Origin of the sequence: Streptomyces sp. NPDC047869, from assembly GCF_040704065.1 — a bacterium.
Lineage (GTDB): Bacteria > Actinomycetota > Actinomycetes > Streptomycetales > Streptomycetaceae > Streptomyces.
In genome coordinates, this window is the sequence record NZ_JBEYRK010000048.1 from 1 (window position 1) to 24,346 (window position 24,346).

18 protein-coding genes and 5 pseudogenes are annotated in these 24,346 nt (G+C 68.9%); 9 read left to right on the forward strand and 14 right to left on the reverse strand.

What is annotated here, in order from left to right; all coding sequences use genetic code 11:
- From AB0924_RS36630 to AB0924_RS36650, 5 genes and pseudogenes are all read right to left on the reverse strand, one after another.
- A pseudogene (locus tag AB0924_RS36630) lies at positions 1-231 on the reverse strand (hypothetical protein); the annotation flags it as partial.
- 582 nt (positions 232-813) lie between these two features.
- Entirely contained in the window at positions 814-2,136 is a 1,323-nt protein-coding gene (locus tag AB0924_RS36635; RefSeq protein ID WP_366913758.1) for an MFS transporter, read from the reverse strand.
- A gap of 254 nt (positions 2,137-2,390) precedes the next feature.
- Positions 2,391-2,810, reverse strand: a pseudogene (locus AB0924_RS36640) (zinc-binding dehydrogenase); the annotation flags it as partial.
- 284 nt (positions 2,811-3,094) lie between these two features.
- Positions 3,095-3,997, reverse strand: a complete 903-nt coding sequence (locus tag AB0924_RS36645) for an NADP-dependent oxidoreductase (RefSeq protein ID WP_366913759.1) — start codon at positions 3,995-3,997, stop codon at positions 3,095-3,097.
- Between the two features lie 233 nt (positions 3,998-4,230).
- On the reverse strand, positions 4,231-5,136 hold the full coding sequence (locus AB0924_RS36650; protein WP_358940708.1) for a LysR family transcriptional regulator: 906 nt from the start codon (positions 5,134-5,136) through the stop codon (positions 4,231-4,233).
- 137 nt (positions 5,137-5,273) lie between these two features.
- On the opposite strand from AB0924_RS36650, the gene AB0924_RS36655 reads away from it, so the two are divergent.
- A complete protein-coding gene (locus tag AB0924_RS36655) occupies positions 5,274-6,107 on the forward strand; it encodes a 3'(2'),5'-bisphosphate nucleotidase CysQ (RefSeq protein ID WP_366913760.1) in 834 nt (277 codons plus the stop codon).
- A gap of 41 nt (positions 6,108-6,148) precedes the next feature.
- Positions 6,149-6,745, forward strand: coding sequence for an NAD(P)-binding domain-containing protein (locus AB0924_RS36660; RefSeq protein WP_366913761.1), 597 nt, complete (start codon positions 6,149-6,151; stop codon positions 6,743-6,745).
- Positions 6,746-6,828: 83 nt separating this feature from the next.
- Here the strand turns inward: AB0924_RS36660 and AB0924_RS36665 are convergent, their stop codons facing one another.
- A complete protein-coding gene (locus AB0924_RS36665; RefSeq protein WP_366913762.1) occupies positions 6,829-7,815 on the reverse strand; it encodes a hypothetical protein in 987 nt (328 codons plus the stop codon).
- A gap of 1,054 nt (positions 7,816-8,869) precedes the next feature.
- Positions 8,870-9,058 carry a hypothetical protein gene (locus tag AB0924_RS36670; protein WP_366913763.1) on the reverse strand — a complete coding sequence of 63 codons (189 nt, stop codon included), beginning with the start codon at positions 9,056-9,058 and terminating at the stop codon, positions 8,870-8,872.
- Positions 9,059-9,395: 337 nt separating this feature from the next.
- Between AB0924_RS36670 and AB0924_RS36675 the strand changes: the two genes are divergently transcribed.
- Positions 9,396-10,706, forward strand: a complete 1,311-nt coding sequence (locus tag AB0924_RS36675) for a hypothetical protein (protein ID WP_366913764.1) — start codon at positions 9,396-9,398, stop codon at positions 10,704-10,706.
- 17 nt (positions 10,707-10,723) lie between these two features.
- Positions 10,724-14,182, forward strand: a complete 3,459-nt coding sequence (locus AB0924_RS36680; RefSeq protein ID WP_366913765.1) for a hypothetical protein — start codon at positions 10,724-10,726, stop codon at positions 14,180-14,182.
- A gap of 316 nt (positions 14,183-14,498) precedes the next feature.
- Here the strand turns inward: AB0924_RS36680 and AB0924_RS36685 are convergent, their stop codons facing one another.
- A complete protein-coding gene (locus tag AB0924_RS36685) occupies positions 14,499-14,777 on the reverse strand; it encodes a hypothetical protein (RefSeq protein ID WP_366913766.1) in 279 nt (92 codons plus the stop codon).
- A gap of 429 nt (positions 14,778-15,206) precedes the next feature.
- On the opposite strand from AB0924_RS36685, the pseudogene AB0924_RS36690 reads away from it, so the two are divergent.
- The 3 genes and pseudogenes from AB0924_RS36690 to AB0924_RS36700 all read left to right on the forward strand — a co-directional run.
- Positions 15,207-15,353, forward strand: a pseudogene (locus AB0924_RS36690) (recombinase family protein); the annotation flags it as partial.
- A gap of 95 nt (positions 15,354-15,448) precedes the next feature.
- A pseudogene (locus AB0924_RS36695) lies at positions 15,449-15,601 on the forward strand (helix-turn-helix domain-containing protein); the annotation flags it as partial.
- Between the two features lie 715 nt (positions 15,602-16,316).
- Complete coding sequence (locus AB0924_RS36700; protein WP_366913767.1) at positions 16,317-16,523, forward strand: hypothetical protein; 207 nt, start codon at positions 16,317-16,319, stop codon at positions 16,521-16,523.
- A 61-nt stretch (positions 16,524-16,584) separates the two neighbouring features.
- Here AB0924_RS36700 and AB0924_RS36705 read toward each other — a convergent pair whose 3' ends face one another.
- From AB0924_RS36705 to AB0924_RS36720, 4 genes are all read right to left on the reverse strand, one after another.
- Positions 16,585-16,818, reverse strand: a complete 234-nt coding sequence (locus tag AB0924_RS36705; RefSeq protein ID WP_366913768.1) for a hypothetical protein — start codon at positions 16,816-16,818, stop codon at positions 16,585-16,587.
- The gene (locus AB0924_RS36710) at positions 16,815-16,985 is read right to left on the reverse strand and encodes a hypothetical protein (RefSeq protein WP_366913769.1); all 171 of its coding nucleotides are present in this window, start codon (positions 16,983-16,985) and stop codon (positions 16,815-16,817) included. Before AB0924_RS36710 ends, AB0924_RS36705 begins: the two co-directional genes overlap by 4 nt.
- A gap of 11 nt (positions 16,986-16,996) precedes the next feature.
- Positions 16,997-17,272, reverse strand: a complete 276-nt coding sequence (locus AB0924_RS36715) for a hypothetical protein (protein WP_366913770.1) — start codon at positions 17,270-17,272, stop codon at positions 16,997-16,999.
- Positions 17,273-18,137: 865 nt separating this feature from the next.
- Positions 18,138-20,297 (reverse strand): competence protein CoiA family protein, encoded by a 2,160-nt coding sequence (locus AB0924_RS36720; RefSeq protein WP_366913789.1) that lies wholly within the window; start codon positions 20,295-20,297, stop codon positions 18,138-18,140.
- Between AB0924_RS36720 and AB0924_RS36725 the strand changes: the two genes are divergently transcribed.
- Together AB0924_RS36725 and AB0924_RS36730 are read left to right on the forward strand one after the other, a co-directional pair.
- On the forward strand, positions 20,296-21,099 hold the full coding sequence (locus AB0924_RS36725) for a calcium-binding protein (protein ID WP_366913771.1): 804 nt from the start codon (positions 20,296-20,298) through the stop codon (positions 21,097-21,099). The two genes, AB0924_RS36720 and AB0924_RS36725, sit on opposite strands and share 2 nt — an antisense overlap.
- A gap of 1,097 nt (positions 21,100-22,196) precedes the next feature.
- A pseudogene (locus tag AB0924_RS36730) lies at positions 22,197-22,913 on the forward strand (helicase associated domain-containing protein); the annotation flags it as partial.
- An 18-nt stretch (positions 22,914-22,931) separates the two neighbouring features.
- On the opposite strand, the gene AB0924_RS36735 reads toward AB0924_RS36730, so the two are convergent.
- A complete protein-coding gene (locus AB0924_RS36735) occupies positions 22,932-23,723 on the reverse strand; it encodes a hypothetical protein (RefSeq protein ID WP_366913772.1) in 792 nt (263 codons plus the stop codon).
- A complete protein-coding gene (locus AB0924_RS36740) occupies positions 23,720-24,283 on the reverse strand; it encodes a hypothetical protein (RefSeq protein ID WP_366913774.1) in 564 nt (187 codons plus the stop codon). Before AB0924_RS36740 ends, AB0924_RS36735 begins: the two co-directional genes overlap by 4 nt.
- Positions 24,284-24,346: the final 63 nt, after the last annotated feature.

The window sequence follows — 24,346 nt, forward strand, 5'->3', positions numbered from 1 at the left end:
GTGGCCGAAGTCCGCGTAGTAGCACAGGCCTTCGGTCTCGTCGAAGATCACGGCGACGGTGTCCGCGTCGCAGAGTTCTTCGGGCAGACGGCTGAACTCGTCGAGGGAGGGCCGGCCGTTGATCGCCTGCGCGGAGGTTTCATCGCCGAGTTCGGCCAGGGCCTTGTCCTGCCGGTGACGGTGGTACTCCCGCATCCGTACGGGCGCCTCACCGGGATTCAGAACGAGCATGTCGGTGCCGAACACACCTGGCCATCGGACTCGGCGTGAAAGCCGCCCACGCGGGCTACTCGGCCCCCTGGGGCAGCGGCTCGCGACAACGCACCCCACACAGCAAGAACAGGCAGGAGGCGCCCTGTCCCAGACGCGTGGCCTGAGCTGCCGGGCCAGCACCTCGGTTACCCACGGGAAGTGGCGTGCCCCTACTGCACGCCCGGGCGTTGACGGTGACGTGAAGGAGGGTTGAGACAGGACGAGGAGGACACAACGGCTCGGTGAAACGGTCGGCGCCGTTCCACGCCTTCGGCGTCCAGAGCTACCGGAGCCCGACTGCTCGAAGCACCCGCTCGTCTCCCCGGTACGGGCCGAAGTGGGCGTGGTCGAGGCTCGTCTGGAGCAGCTCCCCCTCCTCCTTGTCTGCTGGCGCTCGGCGAGGTGCCGGGACCGCTCACGCTGGTGGGCGGCGCCCTGTGCCTGGCGGGTGTGGCGGTGTCGCGGTCCCGGGCCCGGTCGGGGGCGACGGCCCGGACGGCCGCGGTCCCGGCTCCGGAGCAGACGGAGGCAGGGGAACCGCGGCCCGGCCGGACGCCCGGCTCAGTGTGAGCGGGCCCGGTCCGCGAGGACCTTGATGGAGACCAGGGCGATCAGCGACAGCCCGATGATGTAGCCGGAGACGGCCATCGAGGTGCCCGTCGCCTCCAGCAGCAGCACCATGACGAACGGTGCCAGCCCGCCGCCGGCGACAGCGGCGATCTGGTAGCCGAGGGAGGCTCCGGTGTAGCGCATCTCCGGGGTGAACAGCTCGGCGAACAGCGCCGCCTGGGGGCCGTACATGATGCTGAGGAAGCAGCTCGCGACGAACGTGCTGACCGCGAGCCACAGCAGCGACCCGGTGTCGATCAGCAGGAACATCGGCACGGCCCACAGCGCGATGCCGACCGCGCCGATCGCGTAGATCCTGATCCGGCCGAGCCGGTCGGACAGGGCGGCGGAGGCGGGGATCAGCACCAGCTGGGTGAGGCTGACGCACAGGGAGACGGTGAGGACAGCGCCCTTGTCCATGCCCAGTTCACGGGTCGTGTAGTCCAGGACGCCGGTGATGATGATGTAGAACGTCGCGGTGTTCACCGCGAAGGAGCCGCCGGCCAGCAGCACGGTGCCGAGGTGACCGCGCAGGATGGTGCGCAGGGGTGAGTTCTTCTCGCCCTTCTCCTTCTCGGCCAGCGCCCGCTCGGCCTCCCGGAATTCCGGGGTCTCCTCCACCCGGGTGTGGATGTACCAGGCGAGGGCGAGCACGAGCAGCCCGACCAGGAAGGGCACGCGCCAGCCCCAGGAGGCGAACGCGCTGTCCGAGGTGAAGGCGCCGGCCAGCAGGAACACGCTGTTGGCGGTCACCACGCCGATGGGGACGCCGAGCTGGACGACGCTGCCGTAGACGCCGCGCTTGCCCTCGGGGGCGTACTCGGTGGCCAGCAGCATCGCGCCGCCCCACTGCGCGCCGACGGCGACGCCCTGCACGATGCGGAGCAGGACGAGCAGGATCGGGGCGGCGACCCCGATCGTCTCGTACGTCGGGAGCAGGCCGATGCCGATGGTGGCCACGCCCATCAGGGTGAGCGCGAGCACCAGCATGGGTTTGCGGCCGCGCTTGTCGCCGAGCTGACCGGCGACGATGCCGCCGAGCGGACGGGCGAGGAAGCCGACGGCGAAGGTGGCGAAGGACGCCAGGACCCCGGCGGTGGGGCTCCCGGCCGGGAAGTACAGATCGCCGAGGACCAGGGCCGCGGCGATGCCGAAGACGAAGTAGTCGTACCACTCGACGGCCGAGGCCAGGGCGGCTGCCGTGGCGACCCGGCGGCGGTTGGGGGCCGCGGGAGTGGTGGAGGTGAGCGGCTGGGCGGAAGGTGCGGTGTCCATGCGGTGCACGCTCCGATGGGTGCGGGGACGGAACAGACGGAACAGGACGAATCAGAGGGAACGGTGAAACGGTGGCCCGGGTTCCGGGGAACGTACTGACCGGACGGTATGTACGTCAACGGGTTGAGCGCCGTGAGTTTTACCTGCACAGGGCGCGGGGCCGTGCGTCCACAGGGGCGCGGGCATGACTCGGGGCCCCGGCCTCGCGGGAGGCCGAGGTGCTCGGCGGGCCGGGGCCAGTGCCCCGACGGGCCCTAGAAGACCACCAGGGCCCGTCCTCCCTTGCCGGCCAGCATGTCGTCGAAGGCGGCCGGGATGCCGTCCAGGGCGATGCGCTCCGTCACCAGCGCGCCCAGGTCGAGGCGGCCCGCCCGGATGTGCTCGGCCAGCACCGGCAGATCCCGGGCCGGATCGGAGTTGCCGTAGACGCAGCCGGAGAGGGTCCGGCCCCAGTGGAAGATCTCCAGGGCGTTGAAGGTGTCCTGGTCCTTGCCCCCGATGCCGACGACGGTGGTGCGGCCACCGCGCCGTGTGGAGTCCCAGGCGGTGCGGATCGTGCTCGCCCGGCCGACGCACTCGACGGCCACGTCCACGCCCTGCTTGCCGGTGAGGGCGCGGATCTCGCGGGCGGTGGTGTCCGAGGCGACGAGGTAGTCGGTGGCCCCGGCGGCCCGCGTGCGGCTGCCGTCCAGGATTGCCTTGGCTCGACGCTGGGGGATCTGCCCCAGGGGCTCGATGCCCTCAAAGGACTCGGAGGTCCACGTGTTGCCTCTCTACGAGGATGCCACCTTTAGCTGTAGCTAAAAATTCAGTTGGGGCAAAAAGTCTTCGAAACGTCCGGCACCGCCCCTCTGAACAGGTCCGTGACCTGCGCTTGTTCAGCAGCGGCAGTTGACGCAAAGTCACCTGCTTAGTAGTGGTGTCGACACTGAGGGCGGATCGCAAAGGCCGGGGTCAGTCAGCCCACGAGCAGCACCAGTTTGCCGCGCACACTGCCCGCTTCGCCGACGCGATGCGCGTGGGAGACCTCGTTCAGGGGGAAGGTCTGGCCGACCTGGATGGAGAATCGTCCGGCCTCGACCATGCGGGCGACCTGGGCGAGCGCGTAGGTGGCGCGGCCGGTGTCGCCGCGGCTGAAGCGGACACCCGTCTGCCGCGCGCCGCGGAAGTCGGCGACCGTGATCACATGCTCGGGGGCGCCCACGAGTTCCACGAGTTCGGGAAGGACACCGCTGCCGGCGACGTCCAGTGCGAAATCCATCCCCGACGGCGCGATCGCGCGGACTCGTTCCGGCATCCCCTCGCCGTATGCCACCGGCTCGGCCCCGAGCGAGCGCAGGGCATCGTGCGTGCCTGGACTGCCCGTGCCGATGACACGCGCACCGCGTTCCACGGCGAGTTGGACGGCGGCACTCCCGACGCTGCCGGATGCCCCGTTGACGAGCACGGAGCTGCCCGCTGTGACGCCGAGCTGGTCGAGCGAGCGCGCCGCTGTCTCGGCGGCCGCGGGGATCGCCGAGGCCCTCGCGTAGTCCAGCGAGTCCGGGATCGGGACCCAGTGCGACAGCACGGCCGACTCCGCCTGGGCGGCTCCGTACGGCGAGGCTCCGAAGACCCGGTCGCCGACCGTGACACCCGAGACACCGGCACCGATCTCGTCGACGAGCCCCGCGGCCTCGTAGCCCAGGGTCTGTGGCAGTTCCTGGTCCATCAGACCCTGGCGCTTCTTCCAGTCGCTGGCGTTGACGCCCGCGGCGCGCACCCTGATCCGTATCTCTCCGGCACCGGGACGGGGATCGGGGAGATCGACGATCTCAAGGACCTCCGGGCTGCCGAACCGGCTGAACTGCACTGCCTTCATGACGCACTCCTTCCGTGGAAGGAGTGGCGGATCGTCCGATACCGCGTGTGCGCGTACTCCCCGTCCGGCTGTCCGCCCGGCCAGAGCACGTTTCTACTCCGATACGGCGACCCTACTTCATGCCCGCCCACACGCGTCCGAGACGACCACCCTCCTCGGAGGGGCAGTGGCCGGCCCTGCGCCATCGAGGCGGGCCGCGTCGACGTAGGGGTGAAGCGGCCGGACGGCGCCGACTACGACGCCCCGCGCAGGGTCAGCGCGGTTCGCGCCAGTCCGCGCAACCAGGTGTGGGCGTGGTCGGTGTCGTAGCGCTGATGCCACGACAGGTAGACCGGTGCGAGCGGTAGCTCGAGCGGTAGGGGGAGCACGACCAGGCCGAGGTCGGCGACCGCGGACCGCGTGGTGGCTTCGGGGACGCTGATCAGGAGATCGGAACCGCGCGCGAACTCCAGCGCGGCCGCTTCCGTGGGAGCGGTCGCCACCACGCGGCGGGTGAGGCCGAGCCGCGCGAGGGCGTCGTCGAGGGCGTTGCCGAGGTTTCCCCGTCGCGAGACGGTGACGTGCTCGGCAGCGGCGTATTGCTCTGCCGTGACGGTCCCGCCACGGGTGAGGGGATGCCCCTGCCTGACGACGATGACGAGGCGGGACGCGCCCACCTTCTCGGCGCTGACGTCCGGTGCGCTCGGGTGGTTGGCGTTCGCCTCCAGGTCCACCTCGCCGCGCCGCAACTCCGGTGTGTCGATGCTCGATTCCGCGACGAAACGCAAGCGCACGCCCGGCGCCTCTTCCCGCACGGCCGCGAGCAGTGCGGGGCCGCTCAAGGCGACCAGGGAATCGTGCCAGCGGAGGGTGAAAGTGCGCTCCAGGGTCGCCAGATCGAGTTCACGGCTCGGCGCCAGCACCCCCTGGACCTGCTGAAGCAGCTCATGCACCTGTTCCCGGACGGCGATCGCGTACGGCGTCGGGGTCATGGTCCGGCCGGTGCGCACCAGGATCTGGTCCCCGGTCGTGCGCCGGATCCGGCCCAGACTCCGGCTCATCGCGGGGGCGGTGACATGCAGGCGTGCGGCCGCCCCGGCCACACTGCCCTCCTCCAGCAGCGCGTCGAGCGCGGCCAGCAGGTTCAAATCCAATTGCATGCGAGTAATCCTAGCCGTGCTTTACATGCATTTGAGGTTAATCAAAGGGCTGTATACCGTCGAGACCAGAACGCCGCACAGAGCACACAGCTCGACCCGAACGGCCTCACCACCCCTCACTCACAAGGGAGTTGACCATGCCCGAAACCCTGCAGACCACGGACGCCGCCACCTCGGACGCCCCCGCCTCGGACGCCGACCTGCTCGACCAGACGGCGACCGCCGTACGCGCGGCCGGCTCCGCGTTGCGCGAGCGCTTCGGCCAGGTGGTCCGCTACCAGACCCGCGAAGAGCTGATGCGCGCCCTCGCCGCCAACGACGACACGGCCCTGGACATGCTGCGCCCCCGCCTGACCCACCTGCGTCCGGAGGCGGGGTGGGTGGAGGACGAACTGGACGGCGGGGCGCTGCCGCCCGGCGAGTGGTGGGTCGTGGATCCGGCCGAAGGCAACGTCAACCACCTGCACGCCCTGCCGGAATGGGCGGTGACAGCCACCCTCGTACGCGAGAATCAGCCGGTGCTCACCGTGGTCCACCTGCCGTTGACCGGCGAGACCTACACCGCGCTCGCCGGCGCGGGCGCCCACCTGGACGGCCGGCCGCTGCGCGTCTCCCCGACCGCGGACCTCGGCCTGAGCATCGTGGCCACCAGCCAGGCCCGGCCGGACGAGGACGACGACGTCGTGCGGCGCGTCGGCTCCTCCATCACCGCGATGCTCTTCGACGCACTCGTCGTGCGCACCGCCGTACCCGCGACGCTGCACCTGCTGCACGTGGCCGCCGGCCGGATCGACGCCTTCTGGCAGTTCGCCGGCGCCCGCGCGGACCTGCTGCCCGGGGCGCTGCTCGTCACCGAGGCCGGCGGACGGATCTCCGACGTCGAGGGCCGCCCCTGGACCCCGCGGAGCGAGAGCTTCCTGGCCGCCGCGCCCGGCGTCCACGCCGAGGCCGTCGCCACCCTCTCCCGCTGACCGCGCACCACACCCCGCACGCACGGAGGAACCAGATCACCATGCCTGAGATCGCAGTTCTCGGAAACGGCCGCGTCGGCGGCAACCTGGCCGCGGCCCTCACCCGGGCCGGACATGAGGTGAGAGTGGCCGGCCGCGCGCCGGGCGCCGCCGCCGACGCGGCCCGCACGGCCCGGATCGTCATCAACGCCACGCCGGGCGCCGGCTCCCTGGACCGGCTCGTCGCCCTGCGCGAGGAACTGCGCGGCAAGATCCTCGTCGACGTCTCCAACGCCACCCTCGACGGACCGGACGGACTGCCCGCCGACCTGATCTACCCCGGCTCGAGCCTCGCCGAGCAACTCCAGGACGCGCTCCCCGAAACACGTGTCGTCAAGACCCTCAACACCATGCTCTTCCCGGTGATGACCGCGCCGGACACGCTCACCCAGTCGCCCGACGCCTTCCTCTCCGGCGAGGACCCCCAGGCCAAGCAGATCGTCCGCGAACTGCTCGTCAGCCTCGGCTGGCACACGGAGTGGATCACCGATCTCGGCGGGATCCGGACCGCCCGCGCCACGGAGGCCGCGATCCTGTTCGTACCGCACGTGATCCGGGCCGGCGGATTCGCGCCTTTCGCCATCTCGATCGCCCGCTGATCCGCACACGGGGGATCATCGGCACGGTTGCTCGCCGTGCCGATGCTCCGCCCGCTTCCTCCGCGCCGAGCGCGCGATGAAAGCTAGTCCTGCGGCAGGTCCCGGTAATCGAGAGCGTCGGCATCGCTTGCCGCCGGGCCGGCGAGGAAGCCCTGCATGAGTTCGGTCAGGTCCAGCTTCGTGGCACCGGCCGGGACGGTGGGCCTGGTGCCATGTCCCACCCGCAGGGTCAGGCCCAGCTTCTTGACCTTGGTGTCCTCGGCCAGCTCAGCGAGGTCCACGTGCACCTTGTTCAACTCGCCGTCGTTGAGCGTGAAGTCCGCCTTCACGTCGGTGGCGGGGGCGTCCTTCAGGTCTCTGTCCGTCGGCAGCTCCATGCCCGGCGGCAGGTCCTTCACCAGCGGCCGAATCTTGCCGAACAACCTGGTGATCAGCGTGCGGAAGGGCGCTGTGGCGGTGACGTGTTCGGTGCCGTCCGAGCCGTCCGCGGTCTTGAAGTGCACCTCACGGGCGACGACTTCGCGCAGGGCCGCTACGAGCTTCTTCTGCGTCTTGGCGTCGAGGGACGGGGCGGGCGCAGGGCTGCCCTTCTGGCGGCCGGCGGTGGCCTTGTCCATCTCCTTCGTACTGAACTTCACCCACTTGCCGGCGATGAGGCTCTTGATCGCCCCGGCCTCCGGGGGCAGGTCCGATGCGGCAGGCACGGGAGCCCCCGTCATCTTGCCGAAGGTGGTCATGTCAGCCCGCACGTAGGCGTAGTCGCCGATCAACCGGTACTCGGCGAGGCCGCCGTCCGAGTTGCTGATCTTCATGGCCATGCCGACCAGATCCTTCTCACCGGACTCGTCGATGGGCTTCCTCGACTGCACGGTGACCCTGATCCGCGCGCCACTGATCAACTTGGCGGCCTCGTCCGGCATCTCCTCACCGGGCGCGGGATCGGACTGGGCGTCCAGCGCCTTCAGGGACCTGACGTCGGTGTCCAGGTCGAGCTCGAAGGAGAGTGTCTTCTTCTTGCCGAGTTCCTCGAAGGCCCGGTCGAGCTTCTTGCCGGCGGAAAGCTGCTCCACCGTGGAACAGGCGGCGGAGCCTGCGAGGACGGCACCGACAACGGCGGTGGCGGTCAGGGTCTTGCGTATGGCGCTGATGACGGTCTCCTCATAAGTTCGATCACGGTGTGATCGATCAGGAGACTCACAACCTGCCCACAGGGTTGCCCACGTGCTTCCGCGGCGGACGTGGGCGGGGCCGGCTACGGGTAGCCAGGACAAGCGGTAGGAGGGGCCCCGCACCCAGTACGAGGACACCGTCCACCGTCTGCGCCTGCTGGGCCCGCCCCTTGAGCTCATCGGGCCGCTCGAGGAGGCCGTACCCCTCACAGAGCACGGTCTCGTGACCGCCGTAGGACTCGAGGTTGATCACCGCGGCCTCCCCATGCTGGATCTCGGAGACCAGCATGGGGACGCCCGCACAGCCCCAGGCAAGGGCGAGGCCCGCACGCGGATAGAGGAGCGGTGGTAACGGGCATGTCCGGGAACAGTCCATGGTCGCAGGCGCCGGCAACCCGGGCCCTCCCGGTTGCGTCCGTGACTGCATAGTGAGAGGAGTCGGGAGCCGTGTCGGATGGCTTAACGGACAAGGACAAGCCCGAAGTGGTGCCGTTCACGGCGTACCTGTGGGCGACGGTGATGACAGGCGGCGGCGCGTTCGCCCGGTCCATGACAGCACGGGCTGGCATCGCTGGATCTATGTGCTGGGCCTTCTCGGCGGTCTGACCGGGGTTGCCGAGTGTGCGAAGAGGGCCCGCCAGGCCCGTGCCGCGCATCCGCCTCAGCCATGGCTGCCGCCGGTACTTTTGGTTGCGTACGCGGCTGCGGTGATGGTGGCCTTGGTCGTGCTGGCGGTGCGCTAGCTGTCCGTGTGGGAGGCTGCGTGACCTTGGTGCACGCTCCAGTGTTGAGCACGGTACGCGTGCGGACCCCCGTGCGCGCGCAGCGGAGGGGCCCGGACCCTTGCCCGGCTTGCGGGCCCCTCCTGCCGTACTGTGGCCCCTGCCAGAAGGCCCCCGTAGTCAGGGCCGTCGAGACGATGGACACCGCCGGCTCAGCTAAGTGGCACCGATCGTCACGGGATGTCGCCGTTCCAGTCGAAGCGATGCGGGTCGCTGGGTCGCGGGTCGTACATCGCCCGGCCGCCGGCGCCGAACTGACCCAGCTCAGTGGGGAGGGGGACGCCGGTGTCGATCTCATCCGGCGTCCAGCCGGTGATGTCGACGTCGCCGCCTTCGGCAGTTCGGTCGGCGGTCAGTGCCATGGTTAGCATCTCATCGAGAGGCCGACACGGCTTCGACTGGGATGATTACGTAGCCGATCCCCCTGTGCTGCCTCTAACAACATCCCTCCGATGACGTAATCCGGCTTCCTCACCTGCTGCGGTCGTCCGTGGGCTGCAACCATGAATGCGGCACGCAGATGCCCATGGGCCGGGCAGGAACGGGGGAGCAGATGGCTCTCAGCAACGGGAATTGGGTGTCCATCTTGACAGGGGACGGTGAGACCCCGTCGCCCCGCCAGCCTGTCGCTGGCAGTTGGCCTGGCCTGAGCAGTACGGTGTCCCAGGTCGGGGAACGCGGCGGACGTGGTACAGGCCGATGACCTCGCCGCATGCAGTGCTCGCAGCCCTGTCCGATGCGCTGATCGGCGCGCTGAGTGCGGCCGACCCCCTTCCGATCGCGCGGGATGGCAGGAAACACGTCATGGCCGACCCGAGCATGACGCGCCGCCAGGCGATCGACTGGCTGTTCGAGGGCAGGGCCGATCCCCCCGAAAGCCGATTCCGTCCTGATCCCCTCGAGGGGCTGGCTGACGATCCACAGCGCCGCTTTCTCTTCGACATCACCGCTGATGAGTTCGCCGTTGCCCGACCGGAGTTCCGGGACCGGTACCTCCTCGACGGTCCCGGGTGGTCCCTGCGCGACCTCCTGCCCGCGTGGCTGCCGGACTCGACGCGCGAGGAGATTGTCCGGCTGGAGGGAGCCGGGGCCTTCCGACGCGCGGCCCTGCCCAACCTCCGGACCTTCCCAGGCGTTGAGCCGTGGGGCGACATCGTCGTCTGGGCCGGTGTAGACGAGTTCCGCCGGCCCACGCTGGAGTTCTTCAACTACTTCCCGGCCGCCCTGGAGTTCTACGAGCAACTGCCCGGCGTCGGGGCGCGGGACGCACGGCTCCTGCGGTACGTGTACACCAGCTGGAACAACGACATGGGGTACTTCGTCGAGGACCGCAAAATGCGGCCCCAGGACGCCCGCGACGAGATCCGCAGGATCTGGGGCGAGGTGTTCAAGGGCATCCTGGAGGGTGCCAAGGAAATCCTCCTTGCTGGGGCAGGAATCAGTGCTGCCAACAAGATCGCAGCGACGGTCAACGAGACGGTCACCGCGGCGCTGGAGAGCTTTCGGCAGCGGCGGCAGCTGTTTTCCTTGTGGGCGCGCCAGAAGACGCTCACCGAGCTCGTCCTGTTCCGGGGGACCACGTTCCGGCGGATCCTCGGCGACCTCGCCCAAGATGCCACACACGACCTTGGGCGCGGCACCTACTTCAGCCAGCAGAAGCGGATCGCCCAGGTCTTTTCCCAGCACTACCCAACCCCGGACGATCCGGCCGTGCTCGTCAGGGTGAAAGCCACAGTCGAGGACCTGGGCGAGGTTCTCGACCTCGTAAACGGCCAGCAGAGCCAGGAGTGGAGCACGTTTGTAGCGCCGGTGCTCAAAGTCCAGCCGAGGCTGGTCAACGAGCAGTACAACAACGCCCTCACGAACTTCCTGGAACGCCTGGGCAAGACCATGAACGACTACGACACGATCATCGCCCCGGACTATCTCAACGGCGGCGTCCAGGTTTGCATCAAGAAAGAGAGCATCGTCCGCAAGCTGTTGCTCCTCGGCGACGAGGTGCCCCTCTGACCACTTAGGAGCGCGCCGTGCCCGCAGAGGTCGAAGTCTTTTCCCTCAGCACTGTGACCGAAGAAAACGCCTGGTTACACGGCCGTGCCGCGGCTCGCGCCTGGGTTACTGGATCGCTGCGAGCCGACGACCAGCTCGACATCTCCGGCGAGTTCGACGCTCAGATTTCCGGCCGGGTCGGTTCCTCGATCGCCGATGGCCTCGCGGCACTGGACGGCGAGCTGGTCGGAGCTGCGCATGCAGGGCTCCGGCTGCAAGTGGCGGCGCCGATGGACGCTTTCACTGGTGCTGGCCTGATCGCCCGCGCGAGCGTGGAAACCTCGGCCTCCGGCCAGGCGTCCGTGTCGGCGACACTATCGCTCGCCGCGCTGGCAACGGCGGTGCTCGACGGCCTTCCGAGTAATGTCTGCGAGTACGCGCGCATTCTGGTCGACGAGGCCACCGTGAGCGCTGGCGTGTGGGCACGGGGTGCGTTCGCGGTGATGGCCAAAGGCGAGCTGATCTCCGCGGTCGCGCTCTTCCCCACCGACGGCAGTGATCCCGGCGTGACCGCCGCACTGCGGTATGGCTATGCCTGGGCATTCGGCGGCGCCTGGGGCACGGTGGTGAACGTCGGGCTCGACCCGGATATCATCCTCCCCCGGCTCGGCCACCAGTTGTCGGCGGACCTGAGCGCGGCGATCAAACAGTACCGAGCCACCGCGCAGATCGCGGACGACAGCCCGGTCGGATGGCTGGTCAACGCGGGCGCGCGAGTGCTGCCGGAGACGATCCGCGTGCTTCTCCGGCTTGGGCGCCTCACCAGCACATCGACCGACGAGGACCAGATCACCGTACTCGCCGCCGACTTCGCCAAGGTTCTCGGGACCGAGTTGGTCGGCTTCATTCTGCCCCGCGTGCTCAGCTTGCTCGGGGAGCGACTCGGCGCAGGACCTCTAACCGGCCTTACCCCGGCGGCGTACCGCGGGTTCTGGGACGCGCTGCTGGGCCTCCTCGCGGCACACAACCGGGTCGGTGCGGACTCCGACGGGACACTGTTCACCGACGACCTGGTCGCCGCGGCGCAGCTCGTTTTGACCATGGCGAGCGCGTTCCCCGCCGACCAGCAGCGTGATCTCACTCGCGCTGTGCGGTGCGCGGTCGCGCTGCTCCTCCTCACCCAAGACGGGTCGGCCACACCCCGCGACGGGCTCACCACGGTCCTGCCCCGCGTCGACGTCACAATGACACCGCGTCGGATCGCCACCGCGGTGCTCGCTACGGAACTCCCAGGCCTGCTGGAGGCACACCACCTCCTCCCCTCCTGGCTGGCCGACCTCGTCGGAGGAGTGGCCGAGGTGGCCGACCTCGTCGCTGGCGCGTCCGATGACGCAGCAGCGGACCTCGCACTGGTGGTGTCCTTCCTCAAGATGATCCGGACGACGCTGCTCGAGAGCACTGAGTGGAACGAGGTTTCCGCCGCGCTGCCGGCGGAAGCGCGGACGGCCGTCACGGCGGCCGTCCGCGTGCTGGAGGAGTTCTGCGCAAGCGACCTCGGCGCCGCCGCGGCCGGGCGGATGCGCGAGGGCTTCACCGCCTGCCTCGTCACGCTGATCGGGACACCGCTGTCCCGCGTGATCGAGATTGTCGCGGACACCGGACTCCGGGCGGCACCGGGTGCGCTGCGTTCGCTGGCCGACCAGGCAGACGTCGGCGACCTTCCGCTCAGCCTGCGGTGGAATTGGGACCAGCTCGCGCGCGCGGTGGTGGGTGCAGGCGTGGGGCTGCCGACCGCCGTGCTACTCCGGAAAGTCGCCGGCACGGTGGATACCTGGTGTGACACCGTCCTGCCCGAGGAACTCCGCTTCCTGCGGCGCTCGCTGGACATGGCTGGGGTGTGCGAGCGGATCCTCCAGCACGGAACCGCGACGGCCCTGAGCGAGTACAAATCGACGTTCTTGCCGGAGCTCGCCCGGCACTTCGTTCAGCACGTCGCAGATAGCATCGAGTTCGCCGTCCGGGACAGCGTTGAGCTCACCACCGCGCTGGTCGCGGGCAGCGCGGAGATCATCAAGAGGACCCTCGCCGTGAGCGCCGTGGCGGGTTTCAAGCTGTTCGAGGAGTCGATCCGGGTCAGCGAGGCCATTGCTGGTGACCTTCAGCGGCGCGCTGACGAATTGGAAGGTCAACTCGCCAAGGAGTCAGGGCAGTTCCTTCGGGAGTTGCGGGACGTCGCCGCTGCCGCCCGAACCGCCGCCGACGACATCGAGACCGCGCTCGTTCGCAGCCTGATTACGATCGTGCTCGGCGAGGCTGCCGCGTCGGGGCTGCCACGCACGGTGCTTGAACCCATCATCATGGTGGGCATCCAGGGGGCCACTGGCGGCATTGTGGGCAACGCCCGGCAGGCTATCGGAACGTTCGCCGATGTCCTGGATGTCGGCGCCGAGTCGTTGCTGGCCGTCGCCGAATCGCCTGAGGGCGTGTCGACTGGTGTGCGGGGTGTTCTGGAGCGCGCGTGGAGCGACGGACAGGTGCCGACGGTCTCGATCCCCATCGTCATCCCGATCCCGAATCCGCTGCTTCCGCACATCCTCCCCGACATCCAGGTGGAGATCTTCCGCGTAACCCTGCCTGCCGAGGTAGTCGGGCGGGCGGTGCTGACCGTTCTGCTAGACGCCGCGGGGATTGGGCCGCTCTTGGCCGACCTCGATCTCACGGTGAACTCGCTTCGCGCCACTAGGCTGGCGATTGAGCAGGTGAAGGCCCAGCTCGACGGCCAGGACGTGCAGGAGCAGCGCGCGGCACTGGAGCGGGCCGTCACGGGTGACCCTCTATCTATAGAAGTCATCGCGCCAGTGGCCAGCGCAGCCACGGCTGAAAGCGGCGAGATCCATTTCCGGGTCAATGGCGCAAACGCCTCGTACGCCCATCCCGAAGAGGCTGGCCTGCCGCGCGGCATCACCCCCCGCGTTCGCGCACTGCTCAACGGCATTGATGTCACCCGCTTCGTGGCCTGGGACGCCCCGGCGGACAACGTGCTCGACGGCCGCATGCGATACACCACCGGGGCCCGTGCCTGGCTGGACCCGCAGACGCGGAGGACACCGGTTGACGTGTTCGTCACGTCACCCGTCACCCTGGTCATCGTGGCTGCCGACGGGACCGGTGAGGAGGACGCCAACGTCAGCCTTACCTTCGTACCGCGGGGTCTCCCCACGCCACTCGTCGTGTCGTGCGTGACCCGCGACGCCGCCGACCCCGGTCGCGGTCTTGACGAGGTTGGGGGCATCGACGCCACTGGCCAGCGCTGGCGGCTGGCAATGCGTGATGCAGTGTGGTTGGCCGAGGGCGGGCGGCGGCTGTACGTCCATGACGAGAACGGCGGCCTTGTACGACTCTACGTCGCCACTAGCCGAGGCGGGCGACGCTACCTCCGAGTGGCGAGGGCGCGTGGCGTGGGGGGACTCGGGAGCTTGCCGTCCTGCACGAGCTAGGGCGTCCCGGCCCGCAACCGGGGAGCGGAGGGCCGGGAGGCTGAGAGGGCCGGTCCGCGACCTCTTGTGCGGGTGCGGGGCGTCAGTTCTGCTGGTACGTCGCCGACCGGTAGGTGCGTCGGTCGAAGTAGGCCAACGCGTCCCTGACTGCTCGCACCAGGGAGCCGGTGAGAAGACCAAGTTCGTCCAGCACGTTCAGGACCTCGGCCGGTTCGAGCTCATCGAGTCGGGCGAGCAGAGGGCTGTCGTTGGCATCGGCGTGTTCGGTGCGTTCCCTCGCTTCTACCTGCAGGGCGGCAAGGAGTGCATCAGCGAGTTACTGCCGGGTTCCGAAGGAGCTGGGGCGGTGCTCGCACCGCCGCAGATCGCGGAGCCAGTCCGGCCAGCTCCCCGGGTCTTTGAGATCGGCCTGGCTGACGTACGCGACCTCACCGTCGCCGGCGGTGAGCCGGACGCCCTTGAGAATGGTGTCGGCGAACGCGAGGGCAACTTGGGCGATGGGCCGCTGCTCGCCGAGCATGTCGATGAAGGGCTGGTTGCTCAGGAGATCCACAGTGATCCGTCGTCGTTCATTCGAGACAACTGAGTTGATCACGAAGTAGGTGCTCCTTGTCCGCTACGGAGCGGCCTGCTCTCGGCCGCTCGCCGAACGTCGTGGACGGAGCAGTTAGGTGCGCAACTACGTGGGCGAGAGGTCGGCGGTCAGCACTGTGCCGAATGAGGACGAGTCCCGTAACTCGGGGCTACTTGCCGCTGAGCGGGAGGTGGTCACGGTCACGACGGCCCGCGCCCTACTGCTCCGGTGCCCTTTCGGCCTGCGACTAGGCGGCCATGTCACCGGGGCTGGAGGCTGACGGTTCTCCAGCCCAACCGTGATAGGAGAACGCAAACGATCATTCGTGTGACACGAAGATCACCACGGCGTTTCCGCAGGCCGCGAGTGTCATGCATGTCTTGTACGCGCCTCCTGTAACGCACACAACTCGACAAGGCCCTCCTCGTCGCCCGCGAAGGCGACCAGCTCGTGGTCACCAAGCTCGACCGGCTCGGCCGCTCCCTGGAGAACCTCATCGACCTCTCCAAGGACCTCCAGGCCCGCGGCGTCGACCTGGTCGTCCTCGACCAGGGCATCGACACTTCCACCGCCCTCGGCCGCATGTTCTTCCAGATCCTTGGCGCCATCGCCGAGTTCAAGCACGCCCTGATGTCCGAACGCACCAGGGACGGCCTGCCTCCGCCCGCGCCCGCACCGGCGGCCAGAAACCCAAACTCGGCCCCCGCCAGGTCAAACTCGCCCGCGAGATGTATGACTCCGGCGACTACACCGTCCAGCAGATCGCCGACGAATTCGGTGTCTCCCGCCCCACCACCTACCGCCACCTCAGCAAAGTCCCCAGCCAGCCCCAGGGCACCGCGTAGCCCGGCATTCCCACAGCTCAGGGGCTACTCCGTTGCTTTTTCGGCGAGTACTACTGGGACCCCGAATCGCCAGCGGCGTCACCCTCGCGGCCCGCGCCATCCCCGACCACAGCGCCATCACCGCCCCGCACACCGCCGAAGCCCACGTCCGGCAGCGCCCCGCCCGGCGCACCCCCCGGTGCCGGAACCTGCATGATCGGGAGTTACACCGAACGATTTCGCTACACAGACCCCCCGAGGACAGGAGCTTCCTGTGACACCGGCGACCTGAGTGCGCTGCACGGTGATAACGGCCGACCAGGGCCGCCAGACTCTCCCCGGAACGGGTGTGCCCGGCTGCTGCGCTGCCGGGCACGCGCCGTACGGCGTCGCGCACCAGGTCGTCGGTGTCGGAACGCGGTCCAGATCCTGCCCGGCCTCGATGGCATGCTGCCGTGAGCCTTCACCCGCCCCATACTCGGCCGCTGCAGCCTCCGACCAGCACAAACTCCGCATCCGCTATAGCAGTCTGCATGAGAATGACATGGCCCTTCGTCACTCATGTCAGCAACAGGTGGGCACCACCCGTCAGCACCAACCACCAGGTCACTGAGCCTGCGCCACTGACACTCAGATGACGATGCCCAACTGACACTCCCCCGCAGACCATCACCAGGCCGGGAAGGGTTACAGGGCGGCCAATACGGACGCCGCCCCCGCTCGAGAGGGGCCACACATGGCTCACCCCGTCCGCGTCTTCAAGGTGATCAACTCCAGCGCGCTCACGGACACCGTCGTCCGCTTCCGCGCGGCCGCGCCAGACGGTGCCGTCGTCACCGTCCGCGTCAACGGCCGCAACGAGCGCGTGGAGCTGCTCGGCTACCCGCTCGTCGACGAGCACGGCACCGCGCACGCCGCCGCGTTCCTGGACACCTACCTGTAGCCGGAGCGCCCCCGCCGGCCCTGTCAGCCCTTGGCAGGGCCGCGCCGGGGATCACCCACGCTCAGCCCCCGGCGGCGCTCCTGGATAACTCTGAGCCGCTTTCGCGGGCCACCCGCAACGCATCGCCGAGTAGGTCCACCTCGTCGTTCTGCCGGGCCAGAACCGGCGCGTGCCGCCACTTCCCGCCCGACATCACCCGGAGCGCCGGGCGGTCGGTCCGGGGCCAGGTCCACACCTCCGGCCGTGGCCCGTCCTCCGAGCGCCTGGCCTGCTGCGCGTCCGGGATCGTGCTCATGCCTTCGACTGCAGGCATCCCTCCTGGAAGGCACCGCCGTGAACACTCACCGCCCCCAGTCCGACGCCTGCTTCTCCCGCCTGACCGCCCTCCTGGCGCTCGCCCTGGTCCTGTTCGCCCTGCTCCCGGTCGGTGCCCTGTTTGCCGCCGATGACAGCGACTCCCACCGCTGCCCCGGCTACGCCGTCGGCACCGTCGACCCCATCGCGTGCCTGCCGTACAGCCACAGCCGGGGGACTACCAACCATCCCGGGATTAGCGCCCGCCAGTCCGCCCCGCAGCCGCGCCCGAAAGCGCCTTGACGCGGCGCTGCGGCCTCGATCCGGTCGGGAGCGTCGGACTCCCGCCGGTTCGCAGCGAGCGCCTGGTCGACGTGCTCGAGGGTGGCGTGGAGGGTGGCCTGTTCGGCGAGGGCGACCACACGGGCGACCGCCACGTCAGGAGTCCTGGTCATGCCCCGCCAACGACTGATCGGTGCTCGAAGCACCGGGTCCGTCAACCCCTGGATCATCGTTGCGGCGCGCTGGCTGCCCTCGACGGCTGATCAAGGCGGCACCGATGGTTCCGGCGGCTGCGATGACGGACGGGACGATGGCAAGGATGACTGTCTGCATGGTTTCCCCCTCGGGTGTTGTGGTGCGGTGCGCTGTCCGCAGAAGGCAGGTTGGCCACCCGCATGCCGTGCTGCAACCCGCTTCGTCCGGTGAATAACCGCAGTTCAGAGCGGTATTCTCGGGGGTGGAGACGCCCCGGGTTTCCGCATAGGATCCGGCATTGTTTTCGCGTAGAAATCCGGGCGGGTTGAGTACAGAGCTTCTGCGGCCAGACGTCTGACCGGCGCGGACACGGCGAGCGGCAGCCGGTAGTCGTCGCGCACGCCTACGAGGTTTCGCCCCGTGGCGCGGGATGGGGCCGGATGCGAAAAACGAGCGCAGGCCGAGCAACGGTCTGGCCTTGAAATGGGTCTGGCGCTGCTCGGGGCGCCGGGCACGACGATGCAGGGGAGGTAAGGCGCGGCCGCCGTCCACTCTCCCCGCCTCGCCCCGGGCGTGCCTACCAGGGCCGTGAACGTCGCGGTCCCGCTGGACTTCCTGTTCGGGCGCCTGTGTCACAGTGAGCGAGAGAGCGAAGAGGCGACAAGGGGGCGGGGCTGTCGTGCGGCGTGACCCCCGTGCTGCACCGTCTGTACGGCACGGTGACCTCCTGCGAGCCCGACACCGGCCGAGTGGAGTTCTCCCCCACGGGGCACCGACAGGCCGCAACGCAGCGAGCCGCTGCCGCCGAACGGGCCCTGCGCTGGACCGGGTATCGCAGGCTGTCTACCCGGGCCTGCCCGTGGCGTCGCTGGAGAGGCAGAGGTTCGTGATCCGGGCTCGCGGCGACATCACCCCGGCCAGCTGACGGGCTTCCCGCTCATCACGCACCACCAGGTGCTGGAACTCCAACTGCGGTGACAGACAGACCAGTTCGGGGCAGGGACGCACGATCCCGTACAGGGCGCGCAGCCGCCCCGTCGTGAAGAGCGGGATGCCGTATGCGAAGCTCTCGGACACCTGCGGCCTCTCGGGGATCTCCACCCGTATCTCTTCGTCGTGCCAGGCCCGTTCGGCGACCGCGGCGAACAGCTCGGCACGCTGGCGTGGTGGCACGTCCTGCCACCACGCCCGTGCCACCTCCACCGCCCGACCGGCCAGCTCCTGTAGCTTCGCGGCCTCCTGCTCGCGCTGCCGGCGCCATGCCTGCTCCAGGCGCCGCTGCTCCTGTGCCTGGGCGCGGCGGGTCTCTTCGTCTTCGGGAGCCGGCACGAGCTGACTCTGGCGGCGCCGCTTCAGTTGCTGTCGGCGCTGGAACTCTTGCAGCTGGCGTGCGGCGCGGCGCTCCGCGGCCTCCCGACGGGCTCTGTCGGCCCGTTCGGCTCGTTCGGCCTGCTCCTGGCGTCTGCGGTCGTGCTCGGTCTGCGCGCGCTCGGACTGCGCGGAGGTCCACCACAGGTGACGCTGCACGTAGTGGTCGAGGCCGGAGCCGCGTTGTACGGACGTGTAGTGCGGCAGGCTGGCGACGGGGGTGACGCTGCCGGACAGCACCCATCTCACGAACCGCCCCAGCTCCTGCGGTTTGAACTCCCAGGTCCCGGCGGCGGCGTCGAATCCTCCCAGTCCGTCGACCACCCTCCAACACTGCCCGTGCTGGTCGGGGGCGCTGACCTGTACGGCCGGGACCACGTCGATCCACGGGGGTGCCTGGGGGCCCGGGGACACCCAGCACACGCCGATGCCCTCGGCTGCGTAGCGGGCGGTGCGGGCCAGGATGTCCCGGTCGGTGATCGGTGAGAGCTGCGCTTCCCAGGCGATGCGCCTGCTGCCGTCGGGGGATGACGCCATCACGTCCGCGCGCCATGCGCCGTCACCTCCCGCCACCTCGAGGGCGGCGTGCCATCCGGCGCTGCGGACCGCCGAGGCCAGCTCGAGCTTGAGCATGTGGTGTTCCCACGATTCGCCGCCCAGTTCGCAGGTGCCGTCGCGGCCCGGGTCGTGGCAGAAGAACCGCACCCCTTGCGGGGAGTGCTTGGCATGCACGGCCCACCCGCATCCGGGGCAGGCCAGGGCAACGCGGGGCCGAACCTTGTAGACCTGGGCCCAGCTCATCGCGCACCCGAGATCAGGCTGGGTGGCGTCCAGTCGGCCGGCATCTGGGTGCAGCGCGGTGAACGGCACGGGCTCGTGACCCCCGGGAATCTGGCGCGCAGCGCGGTGAATCCGTCGCAACAGCAGATAGCACGCGCTGCTGACACACCGGGCTGAACTGCAGATATCCGGTGCCCTCCCGGAGCCGTCGAGCGCCTGAACCGTGCTGGCGCGGTACAGCACCACACCGGCACCGTGCCCACACCGGCACCGTGCCCTCGGAGGCGGTGGTCCTTGAGAGGGTGCCTCGGGGACGCCCACGGGCGCCCGGGCCGGCTCGCGGATCAGTCGCGCGGACGCTAGACCCGCACGCTCCAGTCCGGCGGGGCGCAGCACCACGGTGGCAGCCCACACCCTAGCCATAAAGCGCTCATACGGCGTACATCTCGGGTACCAACCATATGCGGAAGGTGTGCCCTCGCCCGGACACGAGGCGCCTGGGGCCGGGTAGCGAAGGTATTGGTGCCGCTTCCTCCGGCCGTGCTCACGATGCCGACGCGGAGGGCTTCCGGGTACGGCGGCGGCCCGGAGACCGCCCGGGCTGCCACCGAGCGGTCCCAGCTTCGGATGCCGAGCGGGTGACGTTCGGACGGCCAGGCGCGCTTGATACTTCGAGCAGTCCGTGAGCCGGGGGAGCAGGGTGACACTGCGTGCAGCACGCCGACGTCCGCCGAAGGATGCGGCAGGCCGCATCCCGTAATGGATCCAACCCGTCACCGGCCCCCGACCGGCTTCGACTGCCTCGCCGTGCCCTGCCCGGCGACTCCCGCTTCCCTCTTCGTGAAGGAGATGCATGCGCAAGCGCGCCGCCCTCGCCGTCCTCAGCACCGTCACGGCGCTGACCGGCTTCGTCGTCCCCGGTGCCTACGCGGGCGAGACCCAGACGGACGTCCAGATCAGCGACGTCTCCTTCGACGGTGGCAAGAACATCGTGGTGGGCCTCGACTCCAAGACGATCACGGTGTCAGGGACCTTCACCCACCCGTCGGGCATCCAGGACGCGGACTTCGTCCTGTGGCGCGGACCGGAGGGTGCGAATCCCTACGAGGCCTACGACGACCGCATCGTGTCGCAGCAGTTCCATTACCACGCGGACTGCGTCGCATCGAGCGCCACCACCTCGACCTGCTCTCAGACGATCTTCCTCGAGCCGGACTGGCGGTACGGTGGCACCGCGCTCGCCAACGCCCACGCCGGCACGTGGAAGGTCAGTGTGCAGGGGGTGGCCAACGACGACAGCTGGACCCAGGCGGCGAGCTACACCACGACCCGCCTGCAGCGGTACTCCAAGCTCACCGCGAACGCGGGCCCGGAGCCGGTCGCCAAGGGCGCGACCCTCACCGTCACCGGCAAGCTCACCCGGGCCGACTGGGACAACCTCGCTTACCGGGGTTACACCAACCAGCCGGTCAAGCTCCAGTTCCGCAAGGCCGGCACCACGACCTACACCACCGTCAAGACCGTGTACACCTCCAGCACCGGCAGCCTGACGACCACGGTCCCCGCGTCGGAAGACGGCTACTGGCGCTGGAACTTCGCGGGCACCTCCACCACCCCGCCCGTCAAGGCGACCGGGGACTTCGTGGACGTGCAGTAATCCGTACGCCGCCCCCGCGCCCTCGCTCCCCGAGGGAGCGGGGGCAGCGGCCACGTGGCAGCCAGGGCATCCACCTCGCCGCCATGGCGAACCGCGTCTGGGACGAGCCCCTGTTCTCGCGCGCCTTCGAGGGGCCGGGCGTACGCCGTCCAAGGCGGAGGTCCGTGAGGTGGTCGGCGACGCGGTCCGCCGCAAGACGGATCCCGGAACTGCCGCGTGATCATGTAATGAGGTGACGTGACGCGGCCAGAGCTTTTCGTTTTCGCGTCATGTCACCTCACAGCGCATCTTGCTACGAGCCCCGCCGCCGCGTGGTGATGACCGCTGTGACGATGCCGCCCAGGGCGGTGATGACGGCAGCGATGATGGCTTCCATGTCTCCCCCTTGCTGAAGTGCGCCGCGTCGCGCGGCACACACCATCGCACCTCCAAATGGCCTCCCTCAAATACGCGTTTTCGCACGTCGGCAGTGGTGTCCAGGGCCATTTGGGGCGGTGATTCCTCGCAGAATCGGGCGGCTGTTCCTGCACAGAAGCCTGCAGGGAAACCTGCACGCCTGAACGTCGGCGAGATGGCCAGCAGCAACACTCCCACCCGGCGCCCGGAGTGCCCCATCACTTTTCGCCGCCGCTCCCTACCACCTTTCGGGGCCGCCCCCTGGCGCCTTTCGGGGCCACCCAGGACGGCGAAACGCGGGCTGCGTAGGCGGATGGCCTAGGAAATCTACGTCGCCGGACACGCAGCCACAGCAGTGCGCACCCCCAGCCCCTCTGAGATGGCACCGCACGGCAACTGGCCGACAAGGCAACGCGCGAGTGCCCCGGTGCCTTCACCGGGGCACGTCCCGTCGCGCCGATGACCGTGGGGACAGGCAGTGCGCTGGTCTCCACTCTCACCGTGAGGGTGGTGACCGTGCGGGAAGAGCAACTGTCGCTCTGTCACAGTGACTAGCATCCGGCAGCAACAACCAGGCACAAGGAGTGTGGTCGTGGCCGACGAGCCCGCGAAAACCCCCATCCAGAACAAGTACGCGCAGCAGTACGCCGATGACCTCGCGACCAACCGCAAGGAGCAGAGCGAGGTCACCGCGCAGATCGGCGTGGGAGGCGAAGCTCGCCGCGCTGCGCTCCTACCGGCGGGCGACCCGGCACCTCGCGCCCCGGCAGGACGCCGTGTGGGGCGAAGGCGAGGCGATGGTGCCCATCGGGCAGCACATGGCCAACCTCCGGCGCAAGGGCGTGAAGAACGGCCTGGGCAAGGACCCGGAGCGGGCCACCGTGCGCGCGGCGCAGCTGGCGGAGATCGATCCGGACTGGGACTGTCCGTGGCCGCTGGACTGGCAGCGACAGTTCCGCGTCCTGGTGGACCTGGTCGACGCCGACGCCCACCTGCCCGACATCGCGCCCGGCGTGCGGTTCGACGGCGACGACATCGGCAAGTGGCTCCGGCAGCAGAAGCAGCCGGGCACCTGGTCGCGGCTCCTGCCCGAGCAGCAGGAGCTGCTATCAAAGCTGGGCGTGCAGCCTGCTGAGGCGTCCTCCCCCGCCCCGACGGCCACGCGTGCGCCGAAGGGCTCGAGCAAGGCACAGCAGGCGTTCCAATGCGGCCTGGCAGCCCTCATGCAGTGGGTCGAGCGCAAAGGTGTGGGTCGGCCGGTCCCGCGCGGCGCCGTCGTGGAGATCGTGGTCGACGGCGAGACGGAGCCTGTGCCGGTGAAGCTGGGGGTGTGGGTATCGAACACTCGCGCAAGGCGGGACAAGCTCTCCCAGGAGCAACTGGCCGCGCTGCGGGAACTGGGCATGGAGTGGGCGTAGGGGTGTCGCTACCTTCGATCAGAGATCCGCAGGTACTGGCCGTGCAAGAGGAGTCCCCTCTTTGAGGAACTGGCCTACTTGATCCATCCGGTCTGAGAAGCCCACCGGTGCATGGTCAGCGAGGAGGTCAAGGTGATCCGCTGGCCATCCGGTGGGGTTCCCCTTGAGCAGTACCAACCGTTGATCGAACGCATAGTTAGCACGCTCGATGCGTTGGACCAGCGAGAGCGCATGCTCAAGGGCTTGCTCAGTGCCGCCTACGGCTTGGACGAGTACGGAACGCTCTGGGGTGTTCACGCGGACGGTTGGGCGGACTTTGGCGCCTCTGGGGAGCTCGATGGTTGGCCGCCTGTCGTAGGCGAAATGGGCTCCATCGAGGAACTGATAGAACTGACGTACCAGCTTGCTTTCGCGTTCAGGAGCGGCCAGCCAGCGCAGCCCATCGGTAGTGAGCATGGCGCTGCTGATGTCGGATGCCAGAGCTGCGGCCTGTTTGATCGGACGGCGGCCAACGATGCGGCCGTCGACTTCATGCAGCTTGAAGGCGCTAAGGGTTTCCATCCATGCCGTAGCTGCGCGAGTGGGGCCCCACACATCCACGCCGACGTCGGCTAGCCGTGCCGCCATGACTCCGCCGTCACTGGCGAGGGCATCTCCCCCTGACGTACGGAGTAGCACCGTGACACCGTCACCGTCGGCGAAGTACGCGCGGCCGGTCAGCGCAACGGTGCCTGGGCGGCCAGCTGGTGCGATGTGCCAGCAGCGCAGTGCGGCGGCGACCTCAGGATCGATAAGGGCGGAGGGGCTCACGGGTACTCCTCAAATCCCTCGAAGGTCGGGGCTGGCGTCGGCGGCGTCGGCGGTACCCAAAGGTAGCCTCCCCCGATGCTCATTCGGCATTCGTGGACGAAGTCGTAGACAACTCGGTCGTACTCCTCGTCCATAATGGCGAGCGTGGCATCGAGTACGGGGTCCGGCGAGTGGCGGATGTCATCGGGGGCGTAGACGTCCTTGTTGCCCCGCTGCTCACTCCACTTGTGCTTGTGGGTGCGGTTGATGTACTCCTCGCCGCTCTCCCGGTCAATGTGAGTCCCCCGTACATCAAGACGGCGCAGGACCGTGCGGCTGCCGGGATGGAGCAAGATGAGGCTGTACTCCCAGGGCTTGTCCAGTCCGATCCGGAACCGCAGCTCCAAGCGGCAGGAAAGGTCTGTACGCACGGGCGTATGAGCTTCTATGTGGATCGGTGCCGTGGGACGGCGTGGTGCGTTCTTCTGCTTCCACTGGAAGGGCAGGTTGATCGCCCCTCCGATCCGGCCCCCCAGAACCTTGTCGGCCAACGCATCGGTCATCACGTCGTCACGGTCCATGCACTCCCCCTCACCATGGAGAGGATCAACGTAGCGTCGTAAATGCGGACTGATAAGACTCGG

Bases quoted from the DNA above. Each gene is read 5' to 3' on its own strand.
- AB0924_RS36700 (WP_366913767.1), top strand. From the start codon at position 16,317: ATGGCTCACCCCGTCCGCGTCTTCAAGGTGATCAACTCCAGCGCGCTC.
- AB0924_RS36725 (WP_366913771.1), top strand. From the start codon at position 20,296: ATGCGCAAGCGCGCCGCCCTCGCCGTCCTCAGCACCGTCACGGCGCTG.
- AB0924_RS36635 (WP_366913758.1), bottom strand. From the start codon at position 2,136: ATGGACACCGCACCTTCCGCCCAGCCGCTCACCTCCACCACTCCCGCG.
- AB0924_RS36705 (WP_366913768.1), bottom strand. From the start codon at position 16,818: ATGAGCACGATCCCGGACGCGCAGCAGGCCAGGCGCTCGGAGGACGGG.
- AB0924_RS36675 (WP_366913764.1), top strand. From the start codon at position 9,396: ATGACCTCGCCGCATGCAGTGCTCGCAGCCCTGTCCGATGCGCTGATC.
- AB0924_RS36670 (WP_366913763.1), bottom strand. From the start codon at position 9,058: ATGGCACTGACCGCCGACCGAACTGCCGAAGGCGGCGACGTCGACATC.
- AB0924_RS36650 (WP_358940708.1), bottom strand. From the start codon at position 5,136: ATGCAATTGGATTTGAACCTGCTGGCCGCGCTCGACGCGCTGCTGGAG.
- AB0924_RS36740 (WP_366913774.1), bottom strand. From the start codon at position 24,283: ATGGACCGTGACGACGTGATGACCGATGCGTTGGCCGACAAGGTTCTG.
- AB0924_RS36715 (WP_366913770.1), bottom strand. From the start codon at position 17,272: ATGACCAGGACTCCTGACGTGGCGGTCGCCCGTGTGGTCGCCCTCGCC.
- AB0924_RS36720 (WP_366913789.1), bottom strand. From the start codon at position 20,297: ATGCATCTCCTTCACGAAGAGGGAAGCGGGAGTCGCCGGGCAGGGCAC.
- AB0924_RS36655 (WP_366913760.1), top strand. From the start codon at position 5,274: ATGCCCGAAACCCTGCAGACCACGGACGCCGCCACCTCGGACGCCCCC.
- AB0924_RS36645 (WP_366913759.1), bottom strand. From the start codon at position 3,997: ATGAAGGCAGTGCAGTTCAGCCGGTTCGGCAGCCCGGAGGTCCTTGAG.
- AB0924_RS36660 (WP_366913761.1), top strand. From the start codon at position 6,149: ATGCCTGAGATCGCAGTTCTCGGAAACGGCCGCGTCGGCGGCAACCTG.